This is a genomic window from Brevundimonas naejangsanensis DSM 23858 (genome assembly GCF_000421705.1).
GTDB lineage: Bacteria > Pseudomonadota > Alphaproteobacteria > Caulobacterales > Caulobacteraceae > Brevundimonas > Brevundimonas naejangsanensis.
In genome coordinates, this window is record NZ_ATXN01000002.1 from 624544 (window position 1) to 642305 (window position 17762).

General features: G+C 68.9%; 21 protein-coding genes. 7 read left to right on the forward strand and 14 right to left on the reverse strand.

The window, feature by feature from the left end:
* Positions 1–214: 214 nt before the first annotated feature.
* From H556_RS0103245 to H556_RS16710, 6 genes are read right to left on the reverse strand one after another with little or no spacing between them, the layout of a single operon-like run.
* A complete protein-coding gene (locus tag H556_RS0103245; RefSeq protein ID WP_029673157.1) occupies positions 215–394 on the reverse strand; it encodes a hypothetical protein in 180 nt (59 codons plus the stop codon).
* Positions 395–398: 4 nt separating this feature from the next.
* Positions 399–821: a hypothetical protein gene (locus tag H556_RS0103250; protein WP_029673158.1), complete on the reverse strand. Its 423-nt coding sequence runs from the start codon at positions 819–821 to the stop codon at positions 399–401.
* A complete protein-coding gene (locus tag H556_RS0103255) occupies positions 818–1201 on the reverse strand; it encodes a M15 family metallopeptidase (protein WP_024353084.1) in 384 nt (127 codons plus the stop codon). Before H556_RS0103255 ends, H556_RS0103250 begins: the two co-directional genes overlap by 4 nt.
* Positions 1198–1455 (reverse strand): hypothetical protein, encoded by a 258-nt coding sequence (locus H556_RS0103260; protein ID WP_029673159.1) that lies wholly within the window; start codon positions 1453–1455, stop codon positions 1198–1200. The genes H556_RS0103255 and H556_RS0103260 overlap by 4 nt, the downstream gene beginning before the upstream one ends.
* The gene (locus tag H556_RS0103265; protein WP_024353086.1) at positions 1452–1643 is read right to left on the reverse strand and encodes a hypothetical protein; all 192 of its coding nucleotides are present in this window, start codon (positions 1641–1643) and stop codon (positions 1452–1454) included. Before H556_RS0103265 ends, H556_RS0103260 begins: the two co-directional genes overlap by 4 nt.
* Before the next feature lie 4 nt (positions 1644–1647).
* Positions 1648–3135 carry a DUF2793 domain-containing protein gene (locus H556_RS16710; protein ID WP_024353087.1) on the reverse strand — a complete coding sequence of 496 codons (1488 nt, stop codon included), beginning with the start codon at positions 3133–3135 and terminating at the stop codon, positions 1648–1650.
* A gap of 216 nt (positions 3136–3351) precedes the next feature.
* Between H556_RS16710 and H556_RS0103275 the strand changes: the two genes are divergently transcribed.
* Entirely contained in the window at positions 3352–4299 is a 948-nt protein-coding gene (locus H556_RS0103275; RefSeq protein WP_024353088.1) for an endonuclease/exonuclease/phosphatase family protein, read from the forward strand.
* Here H556_RS0103275 and H556_RS0103280 read toward each other — a convergent pair.
* The 6 genes from H556_RS0103280 to H556_RS0103305 all read right to left on the reverse strand — a co-directional run bounded on the left by H556_RS0103280 (position 4283) and on the right by H556_RS0103305 (position 9187).
* Positions 4283–5491 (reverse strand): CCA tRNA nucleotidyltransferase, encoded by a 1209-nt coding sequence (locus tag H556_RS0103280; RefSeq protein ID WP_024353089.1) that lies wholly within the window; start codon positions 5489–5491, stop codon positions 4283–4285. The genes H556_RS0103275 and H556_RS0103280 overlap by 17 nt on opposite strands.
* The gene (locus H556_RS0103285) at positions 5488–6162 is read right to left on the reverse strand and encodes a CoA pyrophosphatase (protein WP_024353090.1); all 675 of its coding nucleotides are present in this window, start codon (positions 6160–6162) and stop codon (positions 5488–5490) included. The genes H556_RS0103280 and H556_RS0103285 overlap by 4 nt, the downstream gene beginning before the upstream one ends.
* Positions 6159–6719 carry a DUF1285 domain-containing protein gene (locus H556_RS0103290; RefSeq protein ID WP_024353091.1) on the reverse strand — a complete coding sequence of 187 codons (561 nt, stop codon included), beginning with the start codon at positions 6717–6719 and terminating at the stop codon, positions 6159–6161. Before H556_RS0103290 ends, H556_RS0103285 begins: the two co-directional genes overlap by 4 nt.
* Before the next feature lie 48 nt (positions 6720–6767).
* Positions 6768–7280 (reverse strand): GNAT family N-acetyltransferase, encoded by a 513-nt coding sequence (locus tag H556_RS0103295; RefSeq protein ID WP_024353092.1) that lies wholly within the window; start codon positions 7278–7280, stop codon positions 6768–6770.
* A gap of 63 nt (positions 7281–7343) precedes the next feature.
* Positions 7344–8117, reverse strand: coding sequence for an enoyl-CoA hydratase (locus H556_RS0103300; RefSeq protein ID WP_024353093.1), 774 nt, complete (start codon positions 8115–8117; stop codon positions 7344–7346).
* Entirely contained in the window at positions 8114–9187 is a 1074-nt protein-coding gene (locus tag H556_RS0103305; RefSeq protein WP_051130228.1) for an MBL fold metallo-hydrolase, read from the reverse strand. Before H556_RS0103305 ends, H556_RS0103300 begins: the two co-directional genes overlap by 4 nt.
* A gap of 133 nt (positions 9188–9320) precedes the next feature.
* Between H556_RS0103305 and H556_RS0103310 the strand changes: the two genes are divergently transcribed.
* The 4 genes from H556_RS0103310 to H556_RS0103325 all read left to right on the forward strand — a co-directional run bounded on the left by H556_RS0103310 (position 9321) and on the right by H556_RS0103325 (position 12666).
* Positions 9321–10229 carry a hypothetical protein gene (locus tag H556_RS0103310; protein WP_024353095.1) on the forward strand — a complete coding sequence of 303 codons (909 nt, stop codon included), beginning with the start codon at positions 9321–9323 and terminating at the stop codon, positions 10227–10229.
* A 109-nt stretch (positions 10230–10338) separates the two neighbouring features.
* Complete coding sequence (xth, locus tag H556_RS0103315) at positions 10339–11124, forward strand: exodeoxyribonuclease III (protein WP_024353096.1); 786 nt, start codon at positions 10339–10341, stop codon at positions 11122–11124.
* Positions 11125–11127: 3 nt separating this feature from the next.
* Positions 11128–11670: a hypothetical protein gene (locus H556_RS0103320; RefSeq protein ID WP_024353097.1), complete on the forward strand. Its 543-nt coding sequence runs from the start codon at positions 11128–11130 to the stop codon at positions 11668–11670.
* Between the two features lie 75 nt (positions 11671–11745).
* Positions 11746–12666: a hypothetical protein gene (locus H556_RS0103325; protein WP_024353098.1), complete on the forward strand. Its 921-nt coding sequence runs from the start codon at positions 11746–11748 to the stop codon at positions 12664–12666.
* A 34-nt stretch (positions 12667–12700) separates the two neighbouring features.
* On the opposite strand, the gene recN is transcribed toward H556_RS0103325, so the two are convergent.
* Positions 12701–14398: a DNA repair protein RecN gene (gene recN / locus H556_RS0103330; protein WP_024353099.1), complete on the reverse strand. Its 1698-nt coding sequence runs from the start codon at positions 14396–14398 to the stop codon at positions 12701–12703.
* 95 nt (positions 14399–14493) lie between these two features.
* The gene (locus tag H556_RS0103335; protein WP_029673162.1) at positions 14494–15375 is read right to left on the reverse strand and encodes an outer membrane protein assembly factor BamD; all 882 of its coding nucleotides are present in this window, start codon (positions 15373–15375) and stop codon (positions 14494–14496) included.
* 211 nt (positions 15376–15586) lie between these two features.
* Here H556_RS0103335 and H556_RS0103340 point away from each other — a divergent pair, with 211 nt between their 5' ends.
* Positions 15587–16522 carry a ribose-phosphate pyrophosphokinase gene (locus H556_RS0103340; RefSeq protein ID WP_024353101.1) on the forward strand — a complete coding sequence of 312 codons (936 nt, stop codon included), beginning with the start codon at positions 15587–15589 and terminating at the stop codon, positions 16520–16522.
* A 107-nt stretch (positions 16523–16629) separates the two neighbouring features.
* Complete coding sequence (locus H556_RS0103345) at positions 16630–17694, forward strand: hypothetical protein (RefSeq protein ID WP_024353102.1); 1065 nt, start codon at positions 16630–16632, stop codon at positions 17692–17694.
* The last annotated feature ends 68 nt before the right edge of the window (positions 17695–17762 follow it).

A 17762-nucleotide genomic window follows, 5' to 3' on the forward strand; every position in this document is an offset into this window, starting at 1 on the left:
TGCCGGGAGCTTTCTGCTCGGAAGGTCAGGTCGCAAGTGGCGGGCCAACAGAGCGTCGCTGGTTCCAAAAGCCAGCGCATTGATTTTTCAATGTTAGATTCTGGAAACCATATCAGAACGCCCGGCACTTCCTGCCGTCAGCGAGCGTAGGCGGCAATAAGTGCCGGGCTTATCGGCAAAAAATGCCGCCTGCTGTCCTATCGAAAAGACAAACTCACGGACGGGAATGCACCCATGCGTCGATCAGGGCGCGTTCGGCCTGAAGCGTCTCAACCGCCAGTCGCCGCGCCGCATCGCACGTCAGGATCTGCCCGCCGCGCCGTACATAGGCCTCCTCCAGATCCGCAGTCTTGGCCGCCTCGGGCAGCACCGCCAGATCACAGGGCCGCGTCACGGCGTCAGGAAGGATCAGACGCGGCGGCGCAACCGGCGACGGCTGGGGCAAGGCGGCACAGCTCGCGGTCATGATCACGCAGGCGCTGAGCGCGAGCGGGATCCAGAGGCGTATCGGCGTCATCGGCGGTCCTTGCTCGGGTTTCGGCCGTCGCGGTCGCCCGCGCCACGGCCTCGGCATGATGGTGAAAGGCGTCCAGAGCCTCGACCTGGCGACCGCGCGCGGCGGCCTCCAGGGCGCGGGCGGCCGCCAGGGCCTCGGCCTGATCCGCGCGGCGCTGAACAGTTTCAAGACGGCGCGCCTGCAGATGCAGCGGATCCCACCGCACCCCGAGTCCTCGCCCGACGATCAGGATCAGGACTACGACGACGCCGAACGCCGCCAGCCAGCCCAGCGGCGTCAGGGTGCGAAGAACGCCGCCGCTCATGGATAGGCCCCCCGGTCCAGTTCGAAATGCGGGCCGTCGCGCAGACGCGGCCAGTCGCCTCCCCAAATCAACCGCACGCCCCGCCCTTTCGCCGCCGCCTTGAAGGCCTCGGCGATGCGCGGATAAAGCGGCCAGTCCCAGCGGACCTGCCCATCGACCCAGGCGGCCACATCGATGGCGTGCCCGGTCAGGTGGCGCGAGTTCAGCGTCCGGCTGGCCCCTGCCCGCACCAGTTCCGCCTGACGCGCCGCCGTGCGCAGGCCCTCGGTGACCATGAAATCCACCGGCGTCAGCTCGATGGCGGCCTCGACCACGGCCACCAGGTCGGGATGCACCCCCTGCAGCGCGGCGCGCGAGCGTTGCGAAAGCCGGAAGCTCATGGCCGCCCGCCCGCGCGCAGGCGCATCATATTGACGATCTGCTGGGCGCTTGGCGCCACCAGATAGAGCAACAGCATCAGGGCGATCAGTCCCATCAGGCCGTCAGCAATACGCGGCAGGTCCGAGGCCTCAGCCCGGTTCACCGCCAGCCGCAGCAACAGCCACAGGGCCAGGCTGGCGCCATAGACATAGATCCGCCGCCACAGCCAGCGGCCCTCAGCGAGATCATGCGTCGGTTCCTTGGGCGTCATCATTGGTCGTCCTCCGGATCAAATGGCGCGGCGGAGACCCGCCAGTCGGCGCCCAGATGGTCGAAACAGTCGTCGGCGCTGAGCCGGTCAGGCGCGGACCAGGTCTCCTCGTCCGGCAGTTCAGGCAAAGGAGGCGCGGTCTCGTCCCACGGCTCCACAGTTTGAATGATGCGATGCAGGCGCTGGATCATGACGTCACCCGATCGCCGTCAGCCGGACCACGCCGGGCGCGCCCGCGCCGCCTGCGCCCGCCGCCGTCACGCCCGCGCCGCCCCCGCCGCCGCCGCCGCCGTAAAGGCCCCCGTCGCCCCCTGCACGCCCGGCTCCGGACGCCTGAGCGCCGCCCCCCGCGCCGCCGCCGCCCGCCCAGTGCAGATCGTTCAGAGGCGCGTTCTGTCCGGCGTTTCCGACGCCAGCGCCGCCCGCCCCGCCGGTCGCCTTGACCGACAACAGGCCGCCATCTCCCCCGGCGCCGCCCGACTGGATGATATTGGCCGCGCCGACGCCCCCTCCGCCGCCGCCGCCGCCCGGTCCATCAGGCCGCGCGCCGGACTGGCCAGCCATGCCCATCGCCGTGACCGAAGAGGCTCCGCCCCCATTGGATGCCATCAGGCCGCCGCCGCCGGCGCCGCCAAGCCCGGCCGCGGACGCGCCGCCCGCCCCGCCGCGCCCGCCCTCGCCGGTCAACAGCGTCACGCCGCCCAGCGTGATGCGGCTATCGGCCCCCGGCGCGCCCGCAGCGGCCGAGCCGGAACCACCGCCCCCGCCTGCCCCGACGACGATGCTCAATCCGGCGCCTAGCGCCTCGACAGGCCAAAGGGCGCTCATCACCCCGCCCGCGCCGCCGCCGCCGCCGCCGTGGCGGCTTGTCCCGGCCGGACCGGCCAGCCCGGCCCCGCCTCCTCCGCCGCCGCCGACGCAGACCGCTTCGACCCAGCGCGCCCATTCAGGCGGGGACCAGGCGCCATCGGTCGTCAGGGTCGTCGTCTCACGTCGCGTCGCGCCGCGGGCGAACCAGGCGCGGCCGGTGTGCCGGTCGGCCATCAGCACCTCGCGCCAGGTCCCGCCGTCCGCGCTGACCTTCAGCCGCAGATCGTCGTCGCCGATCAGGCCCAGTTCGGCCCGGCCGCCCCAGCCGCTCTGGAACAGCAGGGACAGCACGTCCGCGGATGTCTGCTTGTTGAAGGTGAAGCGCAGGTCGCCGTCGCCGCCGCTCTCGCTTTCCAGCGCGGTCCACAGGGCCTTGTTCGCCCGCACCGTCACCACGTTGGTCGCATCCGCCGTGGCGTTCACGCCCAGGCGGGTGATCTGCTGCAGTTCGTCCGGCGTCGCGGTCTGAAGGGGCGTCCAGTCGCCATCACGGCGCACGACGATCTCTTCACTGTCCAGCACCACGGCCAGATGTCCATCCGGCGTGGGCGCCACGGTCCAGCCGCCCATCTCATGACGCATCAGCGCCCCCGCCGCCCGGCCCGACCAGTCATCGCCCGTCGCGCCTTCCGGCAGAATGTAGAGGTCGCCGTCCGACGCCTCGGCCGGCTGGGTCGCCGTGGTGCGGCTGACCACCGCCGTCTGGGTCAGGGCGTCCAGAAAGGTCAGCGCCTCGTTCAGAGTGACGTGCTTCTGCAGTTGTCCGGCCGCCAGATAGGGCAGGCCCAGCCGCGCGCTGGCGTCGATGCTCATGTTCAGTCTCCGTGGATCAGGAGACGTCAGTCTGGGCAGAGGTCCCATGCAGGTGCGTCGATACGGTCGAGGCGTCGCCAAAGCCGGGAATTTTCAGGCATCGGCGTATTCAGTCGCGATAGCCGCGCCGTTTCTGCGCGCGGAACGGCCGCCTAGACAGCGCCCGTATCGGCGGCTAACCGGAACAGCCCTCTGCCGCCTTTCGCGATCTGCTGCATGACCCTGTTTCAGGCCCTGACGCGCCTAGCCGCCTTGGCCGTTCTGGCGCCGCCCGCACTGGTCGCGGTCTCAGCGCTCAGCCGTATCGGCCACCGGCTGCCTGATCTGCTGACGCAGTTCACCGCTCCGGCCCTGATCGCGACGGTGGCGGTGTGCGGGGTCTTCCTGTTGCTGAGGCTGTGGGACATGGCGGCGCTGGGCGGGGTCGTCGCAGGACTGCTGCTGGTCGCCGTCTGGCCGCAGTGGGCGCCGCCGCGCGGGACGCCTGCCGATGGCGCCGAAACGCTCACCCTCTATTCCGCCAACCTGTGGGCGCGGAACAATGATGCGGACGCGGTCGCCCGCTCCATCGCCGCCGCAGACGCCGACATCGTCATGCTCATCGAGCTGGGCGACGGCCCCAACGCCCGGCTGGACGAGGTTCTGGCGGGCTATCCCCACCGCGTCGCCACCCCGCGCAAGGATCGGCCCAGCGGCGCGGCGCGCTCGGTGATCGCCTCGAAACGGCCGCTGCACCGCGTGCGCGACGCCGACGGTCAGGGGCTGGCCGCCCTGGTCGCCGAGGCCGAGACGGCGCTGGGGCCGGTCCATCTGATCGCCGTCCACATGACCCGCCCTTGGCCCTTCCAGCATCCCTATGGCCAGATCAGCCAGGCTGAACGGCTGGCCGGACTACGCCAAGGACTGACAGGGCCGGTCGTCATCGCCGGGGACTTCAACAGCGTTTCCAGCGGTCGCATCGGCCGTCAGATCAAGGCGCAAACCGGCCTGATCCCCGCCCCGGCCTGGCCCGGCACCTGGCCCGCCGTGGCGCCCTCGCCGCTGGGCGTCACCATCGACCATGTATGGCGCTCACCCGATCTGGCCCTGCTCGACCGGCGGCTGGGCGACAGGACCGGCTCGGACCACCGTCCCGTCATCGTCGAGCTTACGCGGGCGACGTAATAAGCGCCTTCAGCCGCGCCTCATGACCCTGATCGGGAAAGTCGTCGGCGATCCAGCCGTCTTCAAAGGCCTTCAGGACCCGCCCTGTCTCGGGGCCCGGTTTCAGACCCAGTCGCGCCAGATCACGCCCGCCGACCGGCAGCTTCGGCGGCGTCCAGTCGGCCGCGAGGGCCAGCAACGCCTGCATCCTCGCCGCCTCGGCGCCCCCCGCCCAGGCACGCATCACGCGATCCTCGAACGCTTGTCGCCCCTCGCGCCAGATGACGGCGCGCGCGCGCGCGTCGCTAATATCCGGGTCAAGCGGCGCTCTAGCGGCGGCGATCAGCCGGTCCTTCTGGGCGTTGGACAGCCGCAGCCGGTTCGCGGATGCGCGCACCGTCTCAACGTCCGCCGGCAACAGGGCCGACAGCCGCAGCACCGGGTCCGGGCTGACCCCGACCATCGCCTCGAACAGCGTCACGCCTTCGGGTTGCGGCACAATACGGCCCAGCACACCCGCATCCTGCATCAACCGCACCGCCGGGCGCGGATCGGGCGCGGCCAGCAGCTTGAGCATCTCCTTCGACACCCGCTCGGCCGACAGCCGCTCGACCCCTTCGGCGAGGGCGGCGCAGGCGGCCACCGCCGCCGCATCCGGCGCGCCTCGCCCATACCAGGCGAAGAAGCGATAGAAGCGCAGAATGCGCAGATAGTCCTCTTCGATGCGCTGTTCCGGCTCGCCGACGAAGACGATCCGTCCCGCCAGAGCGTCGTCATAGCCCGCCCCGGTCGGATCGAGGATCACGCCTTGCGCATCGGCATAGAGGGCGTTCAGGCGGAAATCCCGCCGCGCCGCGTCCTCGGCCCAGTCGTCGGTGAAGGCGACCGTGGCGCGCCGTCCATCCGTCGAGACGTCCCGGCGCAGGGTGGTGATCTCGAACGGCTGGCGCTCCGATATGGCCGTGACCGTGCCGTGCTCCATGCCGGTCGGCACGCTCTTCAGCCCCGCCGCCTTCAGCGCCCGCACCACCGCCTCGGGCGTCAGGACGGTGGCGATGTCCACGTCGTCGATCGGCGCGCCCAGCACGGCGTTGCGCACGCAGCCCCCGACGAAGCGGGCGCAGTCCGCCCCGCCCGCCGCCGCCAGAGCCGCCATCACTGCACGCGTGGCGTCGGCCGTCAGCCAGTCCTGCCCCTCAAGGACGCGGCTCATCCCACGCGCTCGCTCGCGTCGGCCTCGGCGGCCTGATGCGGCGCGGCCTCCTCGCCATAGAGGCGGTTGAACAGCCCCTTCAGAATGCCCGCCGTCACGCCCCAGATGTAGCGCTCGCGATAAGGCATGGCCCAGAACCAGCGGCGCGGCCCGTTCTCCTGATCATAATAGTCGCGGCGATGGTTCACCGGGTCCATCAGGAAGTCCCACGGCGCCTCGAACACCTCGGCCACCTCGGCGGGCGACGGCGTAACCAACGGCGGCGCCGTCAGCCAGCCGACCACCGGCGTCACCAGAAAGCCGGTGCCCGTCTCATACGGATCGCCCAGCCCCAAGGGCTCGACCACGGCCGGGTCCAGCGCGATCTCCTCCCACGCCTCACGCAAAGCCGCGTCCAGCGCCGTCTCGCCCGGATCGAGTCGTCCGCCCGCAAAGGCGATCTGCCCCGTATGGCTGGCCAGACTGTCGGATCGCCGCGTCAGCAGGACGCTGGGGCCGTCCTCGCGCGCGATGATGGGGATCAGCACCGCCGCCGGTCTCAACTTGACCTTCGGACGGCTGAAATCGGGGTTCAGGTCATAGTCGGACCGCACCGCCCCACGCTGCGGCGACCACGCCGATACCGGGTCCAGCCTCTGTTGCAGCCGCGACTTCAAGCCGGAACAGGTCAAAGCCCCGCCCCTTCCGGCCCCAGCGGAAACGTCACCCCGCCCGAACGCACCGCCAGCCGTCCGTCCGTCTCCTGCGCCCGCTCGACCAACTCATAGAAGACGGGCCGCGCGATCCGCGCCCACAGATCGCCGCGCACATGAACACGCGGCGCAGGCTCGCCGGTCGCCGCGTCCGTCTCGACGATGATGGCGTGATCGGAACCCGCGACGGCCTCATCCCCCTGATCCGTGATGAATACCAGCGCCTCACCCTCTTCGCGCACGGCTACGGCGCGGAACGGCAGATCCTCGACCGCGATCTTCAGCTTCTCGACCGGCGTGACCAGGTGATAGCCGTCCGGATCCTTCCTCAGCACCGTCGAGAACAGCCGCACCAGCTCGGACCGGCCAATGGGCGATCCTTCATGCGTCCACACCCCGTCGGCGCGGATCAGGATGTCGATCTCGCCGCAATGTTCAGGATGCCACAGATGCACGGGCGGCAGCCCCCTGCCCGGCGCCTGACGGGCAGCCTCGGCCACGCCTGTCAGACCCGAGGATGTCGGTGGGTTCGTCATGTCTCAACTATGGGATGCGTCGCCCTGCAAAGGAAGGCCGCGCCCGGCTCAGGCGTCGGGGCGCACCGCTCCGACCGGCGCCGCATCAGTGAAAGGCAGCCACATGACCCGGCGCTGGTCCACCGGCCCCGGCAGCACGGCGTCCGGCGCCGGCTCAAACCCGAAGCGCGAGAAATAGGGCGGATCGCCGACCAGCAGAATACCGTCCAGCCCGAGCGCCTTCGCCTCTTCGATGCAAGCGCGCACCAGTTCTCCGCCCAGCCCCGTGCTGCGGCTGGCCTTGTCCACGGCGATCGGCCCCAGAAAGACCGAGCGCGCCTCGCCCGTCAGGACCGACCACAGCCTCACCGAACCGATTAGGCGGCCGTCTTCATGCAAGCAGAACCCGGCCGCCAGCGGCGCCCGCTCGCGCAGACGCTCGGCCGTCTTGGCGAAGCGGCCGGGGCCGAAGGCGGCGATGACAAGGGCGTCGACAGCGGCCGAATCGGCTGTCGTCTCACGCGTGATCGGCCCCGCGATCTGCGGGTCGTCTGAAGAAGCGGAGGCGGGCGCGGCGTTCATGCGCGGCCCCTAGTCCCCCGCGCCCGCCGAATCAATCGCGATCTTCGGCGAAACCGCGAGAAATCAGCCCAGTTTGGAGAAGTCCGGAGCCCGCTTCTGGCTGAAGGCCATGAAGGCCTCCATCGCCTCGGGACTGCGCATCTGAGAGCCGAACGCCTTGGCTTCCATCTGCATCACGCCCCACAGGGCCTCGGCGTCGCGCATCAGGGCCTTGGTCTTGCGGATGGAGTTGGGCGCCCGCGCCGCCAGCTTGCTCGCCAGATCCGCCGCCGTCGTCTCGACCTGATCGGCCGGAACCGCGCGGTTGGCCAGCCCCCAGGCCAGCGCCGTCTTGCCGTCGATCGCCTCGCCCAGGGCGAACAGTTCAAACGCCCGCTGATGCCCCAGCACGCGCGGCAGCAACAGCGACGACGCCGCCTCCGGCGCCAGCGCCAGATTGACGAAGGGCACCGACAGCAGGGCGTCTTCGGCCGCCACCACCATGTCGCAGTGCAGCAGCAGCGTCAGGCCGATCCCCACCGCCCGGCCGCGCACCGCCGCCACAGCAGGTTTGTCCAGATCGGCCAGCGCCTTCAGGAAGCGGAACACCCCCATCTCAACCAGATCGCCTTCGGTCTGGCCTAGGGAAATGAAGTCGGCGATATCGTTGCCCGCCGAGAAGGAATCGCCCTCGCTTCGGAACAGGATGACTCGGACGGCGTCGTCGGCCTTCGCCTTCTCCGTTGCATCGGCCAGCGCCGTATACATCGCTTGCGTGATGGCGTTCTTCTTGTCGGCGCGATCGAAGACGACCGTCAGGACGCCGCCCTCTAGATGGGTCCGAATATGTTCGCTCATTGGCCTGTCTCCGAAAGGCTCCACCAGTCCACGCCGTCCCCGTCCCGCTCGCGGCGGACACGTCCCTGGCGTTCAAGATAGTTCAGGTGCGCCAGCGCCTCGCCGGTCGCCATGCCCAGCACGGCGTCGCCCACCGGCCGCGCGAACAGGGCGCCGAACACGTCCACGGCGCGGCACGGCGTCCGCAGCGTCTTCTCCAGCCGCTTCAGCGCCACCTCATGCCCGCGCATCAGCGCTTCCAGCCGCAGGGTCACGCCATAGAACGGCTCCCCATGCGCCGGCAGCGCCAGCAGATCGCCCGGCAACCGTTCCTTCAGCGCCGCCAGCGACCGGAGCCAGTCGCCCAGCGGATCGGCCAGCGGCTCCGTCGGCCAGATCGAGATGTTGGAGGAAATGCGCGGCAGGATCTGATCGCCGGCGATGAAGACGCCGTCCTTCTCACGCCACAGACAGACGTGTTCGGGGCTGTGGCCCTCGCCGACCACCACGCGCCATTCGTCGCCGCCGATGATCAGCGCCTCGCCGTCCTGCACCCGACGATAGTCGCGCGGAAAGTCCTGCACCATGCGGCCGAAACCGCCATAGCCGTCGCGCCAGCGCGCCACCTGCTCGTCCGACCAGCCAGCCGCCCGATAGAAGGCCTCAGCGCTCGCTGGAGGCCCCAGGGCCTCGTCGCCGATCAGCAGTCGCGCGGTCACATACTCCGTCCGCGACATCAGCAGCGGCGCGTCGAACCGCTCGCACAGCCAGCCCGCCAGCCCGATGTGATCCGGGTGCATATGGGTGCAGATCACCCGCGTGATCGGCCGCCCTCCCAGCACGCCCTCCAACGCCGTGTTCCACCCGTCGCGCGACGCATCCGTCGCCAGCCCCGCATCGACGACCGCCCAGCCCTCGCCATCTTCGATGGCGTAGAGGTTGATGTGGTTCAGCGCCATCGGCAGCGGCAGGCGCAACCACAGGACGCCAGGCGCCACGACGGTCGCTTCGCCCGCTGCGGGCATCGCCAGGGCGGGATAAGTCAGACCGCGCTCCGTGCGGGTTCCTGCAAGGGTTTCGCCGTCAGACAAGTCCGTCTCCAATCGCAACTATGGTTCTTATGACGGATTCCAGGTCGCGTCTATTCTTGACCCGAGGCGTCAGCGCGGTCAGGGATATGCAACTTTCTCAAGGAGCGCCCCCGTGTCCCGTAATGCTCGTACTATGATCGCTGTGACCGCGGCGGTCCTGATCTCCGGCCTGACCTCGCCCGCCTTCGCCCAACGCTCCGCCCAGGATCAGGACGGCGTCCGGGTCACCGAGGCGCAGAGCCGCACTTCACGCAACCGCGAACGCCAGCCGCGCAACCAGCCCAAGCCGCCCAGCGCCGAAGAAATTCAAGCCGGCGCCCAGGCCGTGCTGACGGCGACCAACACCAACTGCCAGATGACCGAGTCCAAACTGCTCGGTCAGTCCGCGGCCAAGGAGTCGTTGTACGAAGTGTCGTGCGCCACCGGCCCCGGCTATCTGCTGCTGACCTCGACGCCGCCGCAGGCCACGGACTGCCTGGTGCTGGCCTCCTCGGCCGAACAGGCCCGCGCACGCGACCCCAACGCCGATGTCGGCTCGCAGTGCACCCTGCCCGCCAACGACAACGCCATGGCCGTCTTCACCGCCTTCGCTCAGGAAGCCGGTCTGACCTGCACGGTCGACGAGGGCCGCATCATCGGCGCCAAGCCGGGCGGCGCGGTGGTCTATGAAATCGGCTGCGCCGGCGTCGACGGCGCCCAGATCAACAAGAGCGGCGCCGGCTGGGAAGTCGTGGACTGCCTGGAACTGGCCTCGGCCGGTTCGACCTGCCGCTTCACCACGGAGCAGGAGCAAGCCGCCACGGTCAAGACCATGCTGGTGGGGTCGGACGCCGCTTCGTGCGACGTGACCCAGGTCCGCTACATGGGCAAGAACGCCAACGGCGCCTTCTATGAAGCCGCTTGCAACGGCGCCGACGGCCTGATCGCCCGCGTGAACACCGAGAACGCCGTGCAACAGGTCTACCCTTGCGAAACCGCCTCCCAGATCGGCGGCGGCTGCAAGCTGACGACCACGCCTCCGGCCGCAACGCCGAACAGCTGATCCTTCGCATCAGACTGAGGTTTCAGACGCCGCCGGAGCGATCCGGCGGCGTCTTTGTTTTGCGCGCCCCTCTTCCCGAAAGGGGCGGCTCACCTTAGCCTTGCGTCTCATGCGTATCGCCACCTGGAACGTGAACTCGGTCAACGCCCGCCTGCCTACGGTGCTGGAGTGGATTCAGGCCGCCAACCCCGACGTCGCCTGCTTCCAGGAGATCAAATGCGTGGACGAGAAGTTCCCGCGCGAGGCCTTTGAAGACCTGGGCTACAACGTCGAGACGCACGGCCAGAAGAGCTACAACGGCGTCGCCCTGCTATCGAAGTATCCGCTGTCGGACGTGCGGCGCGGCCTGCCCGGCGACGGCACGGACGAACAGGCCCGCTATATCGAGGCCCTGATCGAGGCGCCCCGGCCGATCCGCGTCGCCTCCATCTACCTGCCCAACGGCAATCCCATCGGGACGGAAAAGTTCACCTATAAGCTGGCGTGGTTCCAGCGGTTGCAGAATCACGCGCGCGAACTGCTGGCTCTGGAAGAGCCGCTGGCCCTGTGCGGCGACTACAACGTCATTCCCGAGGCCGAGGACGCCAAGAACCCCGTCGCCTGGGCCGAGGACGCCCTGTTCCAGCCGCAGAGCCGCGAGGCGTTCCGCGCGCTGAAATGGCTGGGCCTGGCCGATTCACACGAACTGGGCCGCGAACCCGCCGGAACCTTCACCTTCTGGGATTATCAGGCAGGAGCCTGGCGTCGCGACCATGGCATCCGCATCGACTTCGCCATGCTGTCGCCTCAGGCCGCAGACCGCTTCCGCGCCATCGAGACGCACCGCGACGCGCGCGACATGGACAAGCCCAGCGACCATGTCCCCGTCGTGGTTGATCTGGATCTGGAGGCCTGATCCATGGGCGACACGTTCAGGGCTATTCTGCTGATCGCCCTGATCGCCGCCTTCCTGACCACCGGCGTCCTGCTGTTTTCCTGGTGGATGGAGTCCGAGCGGCGACTGCGGCGGGCGATGAAGAAGGCGCTGGGCGCCCCGGCCGACACCGTGGCTCTGTCGGCCCATGAAGGCCGCGCGGCCGGGCTGGACCTCGAAGGCGGCCAACTGGTCGTGCTGTGGAACCGGGGCGCAATGGGCCTTGTCTACGCCTTCGAAGAAGTGCTGGGCGCAGAGATCATCGTCGACGGCCATGTCGTCGCCCGCGTCCTGCGCGGCCAGATGCGCAAGGAAATCAACCTGGACGCGCCCGACGCCGAACTGGTCGTGTTGCGGCTGATCTTCAGCGACCCGCACAACGCCGAGTTCGAGCTGGCCCTGTGGAACGGCACGCGCACCGCGCCCGCCTCTGAGGCCGAAAAAACCAGCGGCGCCCGCTCGCCGGGCGAGGGTCTGCGGCTGGGGCGCCGCTGGTTGTCGCACGTCGAAGCCCTGATGCAACGCTGATCGCCCTTCACGGCTTGAGTCCGGGCGGCTAGAACCCCTCGTCCTGCCTTTTACTTTCTTTCATCAGGAGCCCCCGTGGCCCGCCTTTTCGACGCCTACATCATCGCCAACTGGACCGCCGCCGAAGGCAAGAAGCTGGGCGAACAGACCCTGTGGGTCGGCGTCGCCAAGCGCGACGTGCGCTTCCGCCTCTATGCCGAGACGCACAACGTCGCCACGCGCGCCGAGGGCGAAAAGCTGATCGCCGACCTGCTGGCCGAACACCGCAAGCGCGGCGACCGCGTGCTGGTGGGCTTCGACTTCGACTTCGGCTTCCCGGCCGGGACGGCTGCGCGTCTTAAGCTGGACGGCCGTCCGTGGGACGCGATGGGCAGGTTCCTGGCCGCCAACATCGTCGACAAGGCCGATAACGCCAACAACCGCTATCAGGTCGCGGCCAAGATGAACCGCCTGATGACGGACGAGCCCTGGCCCTTCTGGGGCGCGCCCGCCAGTCAGGCCCAGCGCTGGCTGACCACGACCAAGCCGCCCGAAGGCGCCGGCGCCGACATCCCCGAGTTCCGCGCCACTGAACTGGCCGCGCGCAAGGACAAGCTGCCGCCCAAGAGCGTCTGGCAGATGCACGGCGCGGGCGCGATCGGCGGCCTGACGCTGGTCGGCGTGCCCATGCTGCGCCGCCTGCTGGACACTCTGGGCGCCTCTGCGGCCGTCTGGCCGTTCGGCACCGGCTGGCGCGAACTGACCGAGGCCGACATCGCGCCCCTGTCGGCCGTCGTCGTCGAGGTCTGGCCCGCCCTCTATGAAGCCAAGCGCAGCGTCAACGCCGAGGGCGTCAAGGAATACAAGACCCAGGCCCAGGTCCGCGCCGCCGCCGAGGCCTTCGCCCGCATGGACGACGCCGGAGAAATGCAAAAGGCGTTTGCGCCACCTGCGAGCGCGGACGACGCCCTGATCGCTCAGGTTGAGAGTGAAGAGGGCTGGATTCTGGGAGTCTGAGCCTTCCTTCTCCCCTTGTGGGAGAAGGAAAGGGTCAGCCGATCAGCACCCGCGCCGCCGCGCGCGCCTCATCGGTGATCTCGGCGCCGGACAGCATCCGCGCGATCTCTTCCTGACGCGGGCCCTCCTGCAGCACGTCGATGGAGGTCCGCGTATGGCCCTCCACGTCGGCCTTACGCACCTTCCAGTGGGCGTGGCCGCGCGCCGCGACCTGCGGACTGTGCGTCACCACCAGCACCTGCGCCCCGCGCGACAGGCGTTGCAGGCGTCCGCCGACGGCCTCGGCCACGGCGCCGCCGACGCCCTGATCCACCTCGTCGAAGATCATGACCGGCTGGCGCTGGTCCTCACGGCTGGCCAGCGCCGCCTTCATCGCTAGCGCGAACCGCGCCAGTTCTCCGCCCGAAGCCACCGTGTCCAGCGGGCCGAAGGCGGTCCCGGCGTTGGTCGCCACCTCGAAGCGCACCGTCTCGACGCCCATCGGGCCGCGACGCCCTTCGACCGGCTCCAGCGTCACGCGGAACCGCGCCCGCTCCAGCTTCAGCGGACCAAGCTCGTCCATGACGGCGGCGACCAGGCGATCGCCCGCCGCCTCGCGCGCCGAGGTCAGCAGCAGGGCGGCGACGTCATAGGCTTCGATCGCCGCAGCGACGTCGCGGCGGGCCTTGGTCAGGGCCTCTTCCCCGTCCTCGATCAGGCGCAGTTGCTCGCGCAGTTTCACCCGCAGCGCCGGCAAAGCCTCGACCGTCGTGTTCAGTTTGCGTGCGGCGGCGCGCAGGGCGAACAGCCGCTCCTCAGCCTTGTCCAGACGGCCAGGCTCGAAGTCGAAGGCGTCGGCGGCGGCGTCGACGCAGGCCACGGCCTCGGTCGCCTCGACCAGGGCGCGGTCCACCGCTTCGGCGGCCTGGGCCAGTTTGACGATGATGGGGTTGTCGCCCTCGGCGCCCGCCTGCACCGCCCGCTGGCGCGCGTGCTCCACTGCACGCAGGGCCGAAGCCAGACGCTGGCTCAGCTTGTCGCCGCCCAGCAGATTGCGCGCGTCGGCCAGATCGGCGACCGCCTTTTCCGCCGCGCCGAGGATGGCCCGTTCGCCCGCCAGTTCCGTCTCTTCGTCCGGCTTGGGGTCCAGGGCGTCCAGATCCGCCAAATTCAGAGCGATTTCCTCAGCCTTGGCCGCCGCCTCGGCTGCGGACGCCTCAAGCTCGTCCAGATGAGCCTGCGCCGTTTTCAGGCGCTCGGCCGCCCCCGCCACGCCCGTCAGCTGCGGCTGTAACCCGCCATAATTGTCGAGCAGGGTGCGGTGCGTCTTCCAGTCCAGCAGGCCGACCGTCTCATGCTGGCCGTGCACCTCGACCAGCAGGGCGCCGATCTCGCGCAGAGCCGTCACTCCGGCAGGCTGGTCGTTGACATAGGCGCGACTGCGGCCGTCGGCAGACACCACCCGGCGCAGGATCAATTCCTCGCCCGGCGCGACCTCGAAGCCGCGTTCGGACAGCAGGGCGATCAGGGCTTCATCATCAGGCGCTGTGAAAACAGCCGTAGCCGAGGCCTGTTTGGCGCCGTTGCGCACCAGTCCGGCGTCGGAGCGGGCGCCCAGCGCCAGGCCCAGCGCGTCAAGGATGATGGACTTGCCTGCCCCGGTCTCGCCCGTCAGCACAGTCAGGCCGTCCTCGACCTCCAGGTCCAGGGCGTCGACAAGAACGATGTCGCGGATCGAGAGCGTGGTCAGCATGGACGATCTGATTCTAGGTTTCGCCGCATCCTAGCCGGAAACAGAACAGGAACGCAGCGACTTAATCACCGCGCGCCTGTTTTGCTGCGACCGGATCAGGCGCCGCCGGGAATCAGGCGTTGCAGCCAGGATTCGCGCTTGCCCTCAGGCTTGACGTCAAGGCGCTGACCCCGCTCGTTCAGCAGGGCGTAAGCCTCGGCGTACCAGGGGCTGCCCGGATAGTTGTGGCCCAGGACGGCGGCGTTGCGCGTCGCCTCCTCGGTCAGGCCAAGACTCAAATTGACCTCAACCAGACGGTAGAGCGCTTCGGGCGTATGCGAGGTGCGCTGGAAGGCCTCGTTGTTGATCACCGCCTTATAGCGGTTCAGGGCGCCCAGCGGCTGATTGGCGCGCTGATAGAAGCGGCCCACGGCCATTTCCTTGCCGGCCAGCTGGTCGTTGACCATGTCGATCTTGACCCGCGCATCGGTGGCGTAGGTCGAACCGGGATAGCGGCGCACCACATCGCGCAGGCCCGCCAGAGCGGCCTCGGCGTAACCCTGGTCCCGGCCCACATCGACGATCTGCTCGAAGTTGCAGACGGCCTTCATGTAGAAGGCGTAGCCCGCCGAGGGATTGCCGGGGAACAGGGCGATGAAGCGGTCCGCCGCCGCGATCGCGTCCTGATAGGCGTTGTTCTGATAATAGGCGTAGACCTGCATCAGGATCGCCCGGCGCGCCCATTCCGAATAGGGGTGCTGGCGTTCGACTTCCTGGAAATAGTCGACGGCGTCCATCCAGCGCCTGGACTGCAGCCGCTGATAGCCCGTGTTGTACAGGGCCTCGACCGGACGCTCTTCATAGGCCAGGCGCTGGCGGGGCTTGGTGCCCGAGCAGGCCGAGACCGTCAGGACCGCAGCAGCAGCCGTCAGCAGGATCAGGCCGGACCGGGTTTTCGAAGCGAGCCGAGTGTTCGAAGCAGGCAAGTGCGACCTCATCAAGATGCCTTCGGGACGCGGACACGCGACACGCGCCCTCGTTAGCAGGATGCGTCCTCTATAACAGCGCCCGCGTCCAAGCCAATCGGCTGAAATCGAAGATACGTCCGGAACACGGCTGGACGCCGCCCCGTTCGCCGCCTAGAGAGCGCGTCCAGAAACGCCTCCGCGACTATTGGCGGGGCGATGACGGCGAAAGGATGACCGGTCAATGAAGCTGCTCGCAGGCAATTCGAACCGGACGTTGGCCCAGGCCATTGCTTCCCATCTGGACATGCCGCTGACCAAGGCCCAGGTGAAGCGTTTCGCGGACAATGAAGTGTTCGCCGTCGTCGAGGAAAACGTGCGCGGCGAGGATGTCTTCATCATCCAGTCGACCTCCTATCCGGCCAACGACAACCTGATGGAAATGCTGATCATGACCGACGCGCTGGTGCGCGCCTCGGCCAAGCGGATCACGGCCGTCATGCCCTATTTCGGCTACGCCCGTCAGGACCGTAAGACCGGGGGCCGCACCCCGATCTCGGCCAAGCTGGTCGCCAATCTGATCACTCGCGCGGGCGCCGACCGCGTCCTGACCATGGACCTGCACGCAGGCCAGATTCAGGGCTTCTTCGATATCCCCACCGACAATTTGGTGGCCACGCCCGTGCTGGCGCAGGACATCAAGGAAAACTATCCGCGCGGCGATGATCTGATGATCGTCTCGCCCGACGTCGGCGGCGTGGTGCGCGCCCGCACCCTGGCCAGCCGCCTGGACGCCGACCTGGCCATCGTCGACAAGCGCCGCCCCAAGGCGGGCGAGAGCGAGGTCATGAACATCATCGGCGACGTCGAAGGGCGCCGCTGCATCCTGTTCGATGACATCGTCGATTCGGGCGGCACGCTGGTGAATGCGGCCAAGGCGCTGATCGACCGGGGCGCCACCGAGGTTTCGGCCTATATCAGCCACGGCGTCCTGTCCGGCCCGGCGGTGGATCGCGTCACCAACGGCCCGCTGAAGGAGCTGGTGATCACCGACTCCATCGAACAGCCTGACGAAGTTTTGAACTGCCCCAAGATCCGCCGCGTGTCCGTGGCGCCGCTGATGGGCGAGGCCATTCGGCGCATCGCCAACGAAGAGTCGGTCTCCAAGCTGTTCGATTAAGGTTCGGCTAACCATTCCCTCGGCGATATAAGGGCCTGTAGTCTGAGGCGGCGCGCGCCTCGGACGCTTGTCCAAGTGCGTATCGCTTAATCAAGGGAAGACCGCCGATGACCCAGGCCTTCTTGCGCCACGGCCTCTCTGTCGCCGCCGTCGCCGCAGCCGCCGTCCTGGCCAGTTGTTCGACGCCGGAACCGGAAGCCCCGCCGCCGCCGCCTCCCCCGCCGCCGCCTCCGGCGCTGGCGCTGAATCAGAGCGTGGCCGAGGCCGCATCGGTCTATGTCGCCTTTGTGCGCGAAGTCCGCTCGATCCAGGCCGGTTTCCCTGACGCCGAGACCATTCAGGCGGCTGTGCGCAAGGGCGCCGCCGTTGAGGCGAGCCAACTGTCGCGCGGCATGATCGCCTACGGCGCCATCCTGGCCCTGCAGTCGCCCGAGTATGTCGCCGGCGTTCGCCAGTACGCTGCTGATCCGGCCCAGCGCCAACAGATGGTGGCGCGAATCGTTGCCGATCCCGCCTACGCCGCCACCCTGCCCGGCGCCGAATCAGCCGCAGGCCTGATCGCCAGCACCATGGGCAAGGACGCCGAAATCATGACCGCCCTGGCCGAGGCGGTCGAGACGGACGCCTATACGATTCAGGAGCGCACCGACCCGCGTCGCCGCTGGGCCACCCAGCCTGTCGCCGACCGCAACGGTCGGCTGGAGAGCGCCAAGTCCCTATCGGCCGTGCCTCGCCTGCCCTCGGCCGAGGATAGCGCCCGCCTGTTCGCCGCCGCCAACAGCGGCTCGGGCCTGAACCTGTCCGCCGCCCAGCGCGGCGCGCCCTTCACCCCGGCCATCGTCAACTCCCTGGCCATTGCAGCCCTGGCGGCGCTTGGCGCGGCGGGCGAGGACGCCAAGGCGAACACCGACGCCCTGACGACCGAATCGAACAATGAGTTCTGCCTCAGCATGTCCAAGCTGATGCTGTTCCAGTGTCTGGCGGCGGCCAAGCCGAACTATGAGGACATCTTCTGCGCCGGTCGCCACATCGTGCGCGACATGGCTCAGTGCACGGCCCAGTACACAGGCCCCATGCCGACCATTACCGTGGCCGTGCCGCCTGCTGGCGCGCCCACGCCGATGGCGCAGGCGCAGAACCAGTCGGCGCCGACGCCTTCGCCGCACGGTTGAGGCTGAATATCGCTGCGGGCTGAACCGGGGCGGTTGCGTCCGCCCCGTGTTCCGTGTAATAGCCCGCC